2 protein-coding genes and 1 pseudogene are annotated in these 1,718 nt (G+C 57.0%); all 3 read right to left on the bottom strand.

The genetic code is table 11. The features are described from left to right. Window positions 1-711, bottom strand: a 711-nt coding sequence (locus AC07FD_RS16630; RefSeq protein ID WP_478350723.1) for a porin, incomplete at its 3' end; no start/stop codon positions are given. 212 nt (window positions 712-923) lie between these two features. Further along, window positions 924-1,261, bottom strand: a pseudogene (locus AC07FD_RS16625) (transposase); the annotation flags it as partial. 86 nt (window positions 1,262-1,347) lie between these two features. After that, on the bottom strand, window positions 1,348-1,515 hold the full coding sequence (locus AC07FD_RS16620; RefSeq protein ID WP_478350722.1) for a hypothetical protein: 168 nt from the start codon (window positions 1,513-1,515) through the stop codon (window positions 1,348-1,350). Window positions 1,516-1,718 lie beyond the last annotated feature (203 nt).

The raw sequence follows: 1,718 nt of genomic DNA, 5'->3' as shown, positions 1-1,718 counted from the left end.
GACACCGGTGATGGCGCCCCAGCCCTGCGTCCACTTCACACCGCCGACGACGTCCGGAACGTAGCTGTCGATGGTGTAGGCGCCATAGCCTTCTTCGAGCGAGACGACGGCGGAGAAGCCGTTGCCAGCGTCGAAGTAGTACTGGATGACGTTGGTGTCGAAGCCGCCGTACGGAACCAGCGTATCCTGGATGACGTTGCCGGCGTAGCCGACGAACGTAAGGAAGGCCGATTCGTCCTTGCCGACGCGCAGACCACCGAGCTGGATCCAGGCGAAGTTCAGCTCGAGGTCCTTATTGTGAGCGTCGTTGCCGAACTCGTCACCGAAGCCGTTGGAGTTGCCGAATTGGAAGCGGGTCTCGGTGTAGGTCTTCAAGGTACCGAGTTCGGTTTCCTGGCCGGTCCAGGTCTTCAGCGTGAAGCGGGTGTTCTTGAAGTACGTGTTGTTGTCATCTCCATCCTGATGATCCGCAGCTTTCGCACCGTCGTACGAGCCGGTGTCACCGATGCCGATGTCGTAGCGGACATAGCCGCCGATGCGCAGGCAGGTTTCAGTGCCGGGGATGTAGAAGTAGCCAACGCCGTAGACGTCGCAGATCTTGACGTATTCAGCGGGTTCCGGCTCGGCGACGACGACGGCGTCGGCGGCGCGCGCACCGGAAACTGCGATTAGAGCAGCAGCGGAGCTAAGGAGAAGGCTCTTGATGTTCATTTTCAAACTCCAGCTTCAAAGTGGGTGCGGTGAAACTACCGGCCTCTGAAAAAGATAGTGACCACCCCTTATCCAAGTGCGAGATTTACGCTCGCGCTTAGTCACCACAATCGAAATCGGCCGCAACGAAATCAGTCGAGACGACATTGCCCAAACGATGTGACAAAAAAGGTACTATTTCGTTTCAACCCTAGGCCGCAGTAACGATTTAACTATCTGAGCCAGATAGCGATAGCGGCGCGTTTAACGAAGAAGCCCATGAAGTTGGCCAGCAGCTTGTCGTAGCGTGGCGACACGGCGGAACTGCTTGAGCTTGTTGAAGAAGCGCTCGATGATGTTGCGCTCTTTGTAGAGAGTGTCGTAGGGACGTTGGACCTTGCGGTTGCGCTTCGGTGGGATGACGATTTCGGCCCCTGTTTCAGCGATCTTTTCGTGCAGGTGGTCGGCGTCATAGCCCTTGTCGGCGATCGTGGCACCAGCCTCGAAGCCATCGACGAGATCATGCAAAGGCGATGTCGTTGCGCTGTCCGGGGCTGGAGATCAGGCGAACCCTTGCTGTTGCGGCACCGGAATCGATCATCGATGCCTTGTCCTCAACAACAGTCTCAAGACCGGCAACAGTGGCTCGTGCGGCTGTCACTGCTGCCGCTGCTCCCGCTCGATGTAGACGCGGTTGGCGGTGCGGGTGGAGCCTCGCCGCGTGGTGCTGTCATGCAGGCAGTCAAAAGTAATGCCGAAAACAGGATGAAAAGGCGCATATCGATAACCTCCTTTGGTAGGGTTTTCTCGATCGACAACGTTCACAGGTGCATCATTATTCCGCGACGTTTGCGGGAATGCCCGCTGCCAATGGTGGCCGGCTTTTTCGCGATCAATATACCTGACATAGCTACTTTCGTGTGACTGATTCTCTCACAGGCCGGCGAGGAGGGGCACCCAAGGGAAAGGAGGTTAGCTAGGATCAGGACCCATTAAATTGCTTGCGGAGGTGGCGATCGCTTGATTCA

Source organism: Mesorhizobium waitakense, assembly GCF_056431085.1.
Note: the sequence above shows the minus strand (reverse complement) of the source record. Positions and strands in the feature narration are given on the sequence as shown.